Source organism: Bartonella sp. SD1336NMGDW (assembly GCF_042193565.1).
In the GTDB taxonomy this organism is placed as follows: domain Bacteria; phylum Pseudomonadota; class Alphaproteobacteria; order Rhizobiales; family Rhizobiaceae; genus Bartonella; species Bartonella grahamii.
The window spans coordinates 20,860-27,976 of record NZ_JBHILW010000012.1; the positions used below are offsets into that span (position 1 = coordinate 20,860).

At 36.9% G+C, this 7,117-nt stretch carries 6 protein-coding genes and 2 pseudogenes; 2 read left to right on the forward strand and 6 right to left on the reverse strand.

The features are described from left to right. Positions 1–81 precede the first annotated feature (81 nt). A pseudogene (gene groEL / locus ACFIKH_RS07070) lies at positions 82–284 on the forward strand (chaperonin GroEL); the annotation flags it as partial. 1,939 nt (positions 285–2,223) lie between these two features. Here groEL and ACFIKH_RS07075 read toward each other — a convergent pair. From ACFIKH_RS07075 to ACFIKH_RS07090, 4 genes are read right to left on the reverse strand one after another with little or no spacing between them, the layout of a single operon-like run. Beyond that, complete coding sequence (locus tag ACFIKH_RS07075; RefSeq protein ID WP_375625312.1) at positions 2,224–2,436, reverse strand: hypothetical protein; 213 nt, start codon at positions 2,434–2,436, stop codon at positions 2,224–2,226. Beyond that, the gene (locus tag ACFIKH_RS07080; RefSeq protein ID WP_375653633.1) at positions 2,429–2,641 is read right to left on the reverse strand and encodes a hypothetical protein; all 213 of its coding nucleotides are present in this window, start codon (positions 2,639–2,641) and stop codon (positions 2,429–2,431) included. The genes ACFIKH_RS07075 and ACFIKH_RS07080 overlap by 8 nt, the downstream gene beginning before the upstream one ends. After that, positions 2,565–2,801, reverse strand: a complete 237-nt coding sequence (locus ACFIKH_RS07085) for a hypothetical protein (RefSeq protein WP_375653635.1) — start codon at positions 2,799–2,801, stop codon at positions 2,565–2,567. The genes ACFIKH_RS07080 and ACFIKH_RS07085 overlap by 77 nt, the downstream gene beginning before the upstream one ends. Next, entirely contained in the window at positions 2,798–3,460 is a 663-nt protein-coding gene (locus tag ACFIKH_RS07090; RefSeq protein ID WP_375625314.1) for a lysozyme, read from the reverse strand. The genes ACFIKH_RS07085 and ACFIKH_RS07090 overlap by 4 nt, the downstream gene beginning before the upstream one ends. A 366-nt stretch (positions 3,461–3,826) precedes the next feature. Here ACFIKH_RS07090 and ACFIKH_RS07095 point away from each other — a divergent pair, with 366 nt between their 5' ends. Next, entirely contained in the window at positions 3,827–4,003 is a 177-nt protein-coding gene (locus tag ACFIKH_RS07095) for a hypothetical protein (protein WP_375625315.1), read from the forward strand. Positions 4,004–4,216: 213 nt separating this feature from the next. On the opposite strand, the pseudogene ACFIKH_RS07100 reads toward ACFIKH_RS07095, so the two are convergent. Both ACFIKH_RS07100 and ACFIKH_RS07105 read right to left on the reverse strand, forming a co-directional pair. After that, positions 4,217–5,147, reverse strand: a pseudogene (locus ACFIKH_RS07100) (YopJ/AvrA family T3SS effector serine/threonine acetyltransferase). Positions 5,148–5,539: 392 nt separating this feature from the next. Then, positions 5,540–6,484, reverse strand: coding sequence for a YopJ/AvrA family T3SS effector serine/threonine acetyltransferase (locus ACFIKH_RS07105; RefSeq protein ID WP_375625316.1), 945 nt, complete (start codon positions 6,482–6,484; stop codon positions 5,540–5,542). Positions 6,485–7,117: the final 633 nt, after the last annotated feature.

The following is a 7,117-nucleotide window of genomic DNA, read 5'->3' on the forward strand; positions in this document are numbered from 1 at the left end:
TTCTAAGCTCTTATTCCATAGAAGTAATAAAGAAACGGGCCTTCTGTGCCCGTTTTTTTTAATGCTTTTTCACGTTTTGCAACCGGTGAATTTGGTGATTTGATTGCTTTCAAGAATTGTTGATCCAGTGAAAGTTTTGCGTTCTGCTCTCCAGAATGCGGCTTCAATTGCTAGCCTTCTGATTACAACAGAAGCAATGGTTGCTGAAGTTCCAAAGAAAGATACACCAATGCCTCCAATGCTTAGGTGGCGGAATGGGTGGAATGGGCGGAATGGATTTCTAAGCTCTTATTCCATAGAAGTAATAAAGAAACGGGCCTTCTGTGCCCGTTTTTTTTAATGCTTTTTCACGTTTCGTACAGTTCTTCCTTTTATGATAGTGATCTTATAGCATTTTGTTATTTTTCATTGGTTGATGTATCGCTATTGTGAATAGATCTCTCTCTTTATTCATGACTTTTTCTCTTGCATTTATGAGATGTTTTTATTGTGCGGGGATCGTGGTTTCTTTTGAAAATATTTTAGTGATAAAAATATAACTATTTGATTTATAGTCATTTATTCCTAATACAGTTCTATTTTTTCATTTTAAGTTTATGCATGCACCATTAAAAAAATCCTGTGTTTGCGCTTTAGAAGGGCGAATGGTTTTTATGAACTAACGCAAGAGTTTGTATCCATTGAAAGTTGAAGAGAGAAAGTTGGACAGAGCATGTTGGGTCTTGTTTGTTTTTTTTATGAATAAGATGTTGGTATTTCAAGCTTTTGTATGAAAAAATAAGGGTTTTCTCTGTTAAAGGGCTTTTGTATACTGGGACAAGCATATCTCTGTTTGGTTAATCTCTGCAATAGAAAGACAGCCTCATTGAGAAAGAATGTAAAGGTATATAAGCACGCATCTTGTCATCATCTTTTTGCTTTATGACTTTTAAAGGTATTTATAGTAATATCTTATTAAATAATGAAGATGATGCCTCAAACTTTTGTTGCTTGCATATCTTTTTTTTGTGAAATCCCTCACGTAAAATAGAAAAGCCGCAAATATATTTGTCTCCAAATATATATTTTTGCATATTGACATGTTTTTAAGAGACATCTTGCTTGTCACACCGATTTCGCAATGGATTTGTGAATGGTATAAGGGCAAAGTTCTCATGAAGTGCATAAAACTATAGGGCACGATCATCTTTACGCTTAATAAAAGAATACGCTTGCGTTATCATATACTTTTCCAGCTCTCAATGTTATGACAAGCCGTTGGTCCGTGAGACGGTGAGGCGTGCCTTGCTTGTATAGTTTTGACCCATACACTGTAATGTGCAAGCGACATAGTTTGGATTATTTTAAAAGGAAACAGGTTGGGAAATGAGAAAATCCTGCGATATGCAGGGCTTTAATTCAAGTTGAAGAGTGCTTAATGATAATTATAAATCAATGTGATGTGGTTTTACGGTTTTCAAGAGCATTGCATTCTTGCAAATAATGATAATCATGTATTGCTTCATATTTTTTAATGGGTTTTAATGGAACAACGCTTTTATTGATCAGAATTATTCATTGTTTTGTATGTTGAATAAGAGATTTTTATTGCGGTGGATTTTTTCATTTCAATTCTTTCTTATGTTGAAACAATCGCAATCGTTTTCTTATACCTCACAAGTGGAGAGAGCTAGGGTGAAATACTGAAAGAAAATAAAAATGCCTCTCATGAATATTTTCAAATAGTCAGTTTTTTTATAAACAGAGTTTTTATAAACAGAGGCGGTATAAATATTGGGGATTTATGCGTAGGGAGGTGTCTGATTGCTCTTTTTTTTAAAGTGTAAAGATAAGGGGATTTTAGGCAAGTTAATACTTTTTGCGTTGTTTACTTATGCAATTATTAAAAAAATATCTCTAAATATTTTTAAATTTTTTCGCGATGGTATCTTCCCGATGGGATTTGTGAAGAGTATAAAATATTTTTTAGTATCAATAGGTTATTTTAGAAAATGTGCGTTGGTATGATCCTTTTCTTATGTTAGTAAAGTTGTTGACTCACGCGTTTGTTAAAAATCTCTCTTCATGCTCCTAAATTCATTTCATGAAAGCGTTTTTGAAGAGTGTGTAAAAATTTCCCATGAGACGTGAAAAATCATCAATAAAATCTCCGTGTTTTCAAAAAATAACGAATGGCTTTTTATTTAAAAAAAGATTTAACACGTCTCATGTTTTTTATTTATTTTAGAGCTGAATATTCGATTTTTGTGTAAAAATACTTGCTAACGCATCTATGATACGTGAGAAATCAAGCGCTAATAGGAAAATGATAAATATAATCCACTTCGTATAACGTGACATCATTTTTACACTTTTATAAGTTGTGATGATTTCTTGTAGGATTTCTTTTTCCTTTTCTGTAAGCTCTGTTTGTTTTTCTGTTTTTTTTCTAGCCATGTTTCCACCCACACAAGCCTTCCCCTTGTTTGTTATGCTTTAAAATATCTCTTGCGAGATTTGAACTGATGGTATTGAGATCTTTTTTGTCTAAATAAATGGGCATCCAACCAACGCAAGAAAAAGGCTCATTTATTGTTTTTATCGCGCAACCAGTAAGTAAGAGCAGCGCGTACATCAGCATCATTTTTTTGATTAATTTCATTCTCCACCTCTAGCCGTGTTATTGATGACTTTAGCGTTTTTTCTATTTGCTTTTGTTGTTCAATCTTTTTTCCAAGAGTGAAAGCTTTTGCTAAAGCGATAAAAAAAGCGGTCAGAGCCGCTCCTGTTATCATCAGATTTTTTTTCATCCACCACATCATAAGCGCTGCTCCCGAAACCGTTTTGCCACAAAGAAGATGCCTGCACAGGCGGCTAAAACCATAATGGCTGCCAATGCCCATTGGATGGGACCATTGCCTGCCAATAAGCCTCCAAGTCCAGAAAAAGAACCAATAATCGGTGTAAGCGCTTCTGCTTTGAAAAATCCCATTGGTGCTTGCGTTTCTACGGTTTGGTAGTTGGGAGAAACATAAGCACCTTTTGCCCATAGTCCTGCTTCGGCTGCACGACGGTGCACTAGACCGTGAAGACGTTTTCCTCCTGCTTTGGTCCACTTTTGTAATTCAGCAGGGACGGCTTCATATTCGCCGTTATTGAGTTTTTTGAGCAGGGTCGAATTACAAAAAGCCGAAGCTCCTATATTATAGCAAAACGATACGAGCGCAGCGAATTGTTCATCCGTTAAGGAAACCATCACATTTGTTTCAACGGTATTTTCAAATTGTCTTAAATCTTGAGAAAGAACTTCTTCTGCTTGCTTTTCAGTGATTGTCATGCCCTTGCGAACGAACGGTTTTCCAGCAGCGCTGATATGTCCATAGCCGATTGTCCACACCCCGATGGCATCTTTATAGGCGTTCAAACGCAATCCTTCCCATTGTTTAATGAGTGCAAGCCCTGCTGATGATATTTTTCTCATTTGCTTCTCCATAAAATAAAGCCTCACTTTAAAGTGAGGCTGGTCGACACATTAAAAGTGAAATTTTTCACTCTGCAAAAACAGACAAGACGTGAAAATTTAACGAAATCAAAAGGTTAGTTGTAGCATCTTAAGGGAATGAGGTCATGGTTGTCCAAGTGGGATAATGGTTGGGCTGGTGTTTTCCGTTGAGAGATGTTTTTGGTTTTGAGACTTGGTGCTGTTGATGTACGCAATGGCATTACGGTGGCATTACGGTTGTGTTAGCGGTGGCATGAGAAGTGAGGTTGGAGGGGTGACATATATGTTGGTGAATGGAATTCTTAGAAGGCATTGTTGGCGCGGCAGGGGTTGGAGGGTTGCACAATGATTTGTGTTAGCATTGGTGTTGGTGCTTGCGGTTGTTTTGGCGGTGGTTGTGAGGGGGGTGAGATGGAGAGAACGGATGGTGTGATTGTGGGGGACAGAGAGTGGCTGTTTGCGGTTGTTTTGGCAAGTGGTACTGATGTGGAGGCGCTTGAGATAAAAGTGGACAACTCTTAGAAAAAAGCTACAGGAGGAGGCGGGTGCTTTTACTTAACATCCAAAATCCTAAAATATTTTATGTATTCAGCTTTTTGTCTTTAAGAGGTCACGTTGCTTGCTGTTTAACTCTTTAATTGCTTACAAACGGAAAAAAAGATTTGCTAACAGCAATTTATACCCCACCGTCAAGCAGCAGAGCCTCGTTCTTTATGGATATGGAAAAAACCTCAATTACATCATCAAAGATTTGTATTCAGTGAGCCTTTTTTGGGTGGGAGGAAACAGAAACAGTTTTTCCTTCTGTTGTTCTTAAGTTTTTTTCAAATCTCTCTCTCAGAGTTTCACCTTTTTTGTTTACTGTTTCATGTTCAGCATCCGGATTGGCTTTTAAATATTGTTCTAGACGTTTTCTTCCTTGCGCATGTTTGTATAAACTAATGGGAAGATAGGAATCTAACTTTTCAGCAGATAAAGATGAATTTTGTTCACATAATACACCCTTAACATTATCTTTGTGCAATCTTGCTAATTTATCAGATTCAAGATGAAGCTTTTTGGCGAGGCTTAAGCTGAACATCCCACATTCAGAAGAGCTTCTCTGAATATCCATTTCTGCCGTGGTAAAAGAATAAGGAGGCAGTTGAAGACATTGAAGGGTTTGATTTATTTTTATCCCTAGTTTGCAAGCAGTGATATTCTGAAATGTTGTAGGTTCAAGCATAATCAAAGAGATTTTGTCATCAACTTTTTTATAATCAAGGACTGCAAAGTGGATTTTGCTTCCCGAATTTACTATAAATCGAGCAGATTTTGCGTCGCTCTCAACGACTTCTTTTAGTGCGTGTGAAAACTCTTCTGCTGTAAGAGCCAATTTGAGATTCATTGCTGGATATTTGCTGTTTGCTTTTTCTACGAGAGCCGGCATCAATCTAATATCTATGTTTTCATAATAAGAGTTAATCCAACGGCCGGTGACGAGATCATCTTCTAAGTCTGTAATAATAGCTTTCAACTTTTCCTGACTCAAGGTGCTCTCTTCTTTTTGAGGAGCGTTGAGTTGTTCTAAACGGGCAATAAGGCTTTCTAAGGATTCATTTTCGATGTTACTTTCTGCTATTTGTGAGGCATGAGCGGCAGTATCTTTTGAATCTTGTGGCTTCATAATATGAACCTCCGTGGTTATAATCGGGAGGCAATATTATTTTTTATATTTTGACCAAATAATGTTTTGAAAAAGAACCTTTATCTCTTGAAGATTAAGGAAAAAATCATTTTTCAGCTGCTTTATAAGAAAGTGCGGGCAGGTCTTTTCAAAACTTGCGTGTTTTATGTTTGTTCAAAGTCTTAAAATACGGGCTTTAAAATGGGCTACTTTTAATAGAATATTATTGTTTTGCCTTTTGTTTGAAGAGGTAATTGCTCACTTTTTGCATTGTTACTTCTTTCAAAGGGAAAAGAAGATTTGCTAATAGCATTTATATCTTACCGTAAAGCCGCAGAGCTTCATTCTTTGTGGATGTGGAATACGGATATGGCTAAAACACTCATTACATCTTACATCATCAGAGATTTGTATTCCGTCGCTCTTTTTCTATGTTGTGAAACAGAAACAGTTTTTCCTTCTGCTGAACTTAAGCTTCTTTCAAATCTCTCTCTCAGAGTTTCGCCTTTTTTGTTTACTGTTTCATGTTCCGCATCCGGATTGGCTTTTAGATATTCCCCAAGACGTCTTCTTCCTTGCACGTGTTTATAAAAAGTGGTTGGAAGATATGTATCTAACTTTTCAGCAGATAAAGGCGTATCTGGTTCACATAACACACCCTTAATATTGTCTTTGTGCAGTCGTTCTAATTTTTGAGCTTCCGAATAAAGCTTTTTGGCAAGGCTTAAGCTGAACATTCCACATTCAGAAGAGCTTCGCTGAATGTCCATTTCTGCCATGGCAAAAGAACAGTTAGACAATTCATGCGCTTTAAGGGCCAGTTGTGTCCTTAATGCTAGCACTGCTGATCTCATATTGTTAAGTGTTGTAGGTTCAAAAAATATCACGGACGTTTTGTCATCGATGGTTTGATGATCAATCACTGAAAAATGAATTCCTCTATCCTTTGTGTGAATGATAAATCTAGAAGATTGAATGCCGTTTTCGATGGCTTCTTTTAGTGCAAGGGCAAAGTCGTGAGATGACGCTACCAATTGAAGGCGCATTTCAGGATATTTACGATTTGCTTGTTCCACTAAGGCTGGCATCAGTTTAAGATCTATGCTTGCATAATCAGTTGTAAACCAACGATCCGTTGAGATGTCTTCTTCTAAACGAGCAATGATATTTTTTAATTCCTCATGATTGAACGGGACATTTCCTTCTTTTTCGCTGCTTTGTTGTTCTGAATGTGCAGCAAGATTGTCTAATGATGCAGTTGCACGCGCCCCTTCTGGTGCATTTGCCCTTCCTTGTGTTTGTGAGGAATAAGGGAGAGAAGAATCTTGTGGCTTCATAATATTAGCTTCCATATTGATAATCAATGGATGACATTATGTTCTTCAATTCTGGCTAAACAATGTTTTGAAAAAAAGCCTTCGCATCTTGAAAAATGAGGCGATGAAAGCATATCCTGGTCGTTTTCATATTATTATTCGTATATTGCTCATCATTTCTGTGATGTGTTGTATCCGTATTTTTATTGGGGTACTTTTATTAAAGCGTTCTATTGGGAGCCCTTATTGGATACGGCTTGTTTTGAAAATCTCAAAATTATAGGGCTGTTGGTGATGCAAATTGGATGATGCAGAAGAAAAACAGTCAGAGAAAGACGAAAGATACCTTTAAACAAGAGACTTTTAAAGATTATAGCGAAACACACCGTTTGATAACAGTCTATAATAATGCAAAAATTCTCTGATGAAATCTGGGCGCAAAAAATCCCTTACCGCACCTATCATTAAATACGATTTTTCATATTCTGTCAACAGCAAAACGATTATTTTCCCTTTTTTATTGCGGCAAAAAACATTCTCTCCTTTGATAAAGGAGGGGGAAAGGTGAAGGGAGAGGGAAGAATTGTGGTTTTGAAATCCGTGGTATTTTATTGATGGAATTAGGAAGGCGATGGTTGGAAGATGTTACGGGGG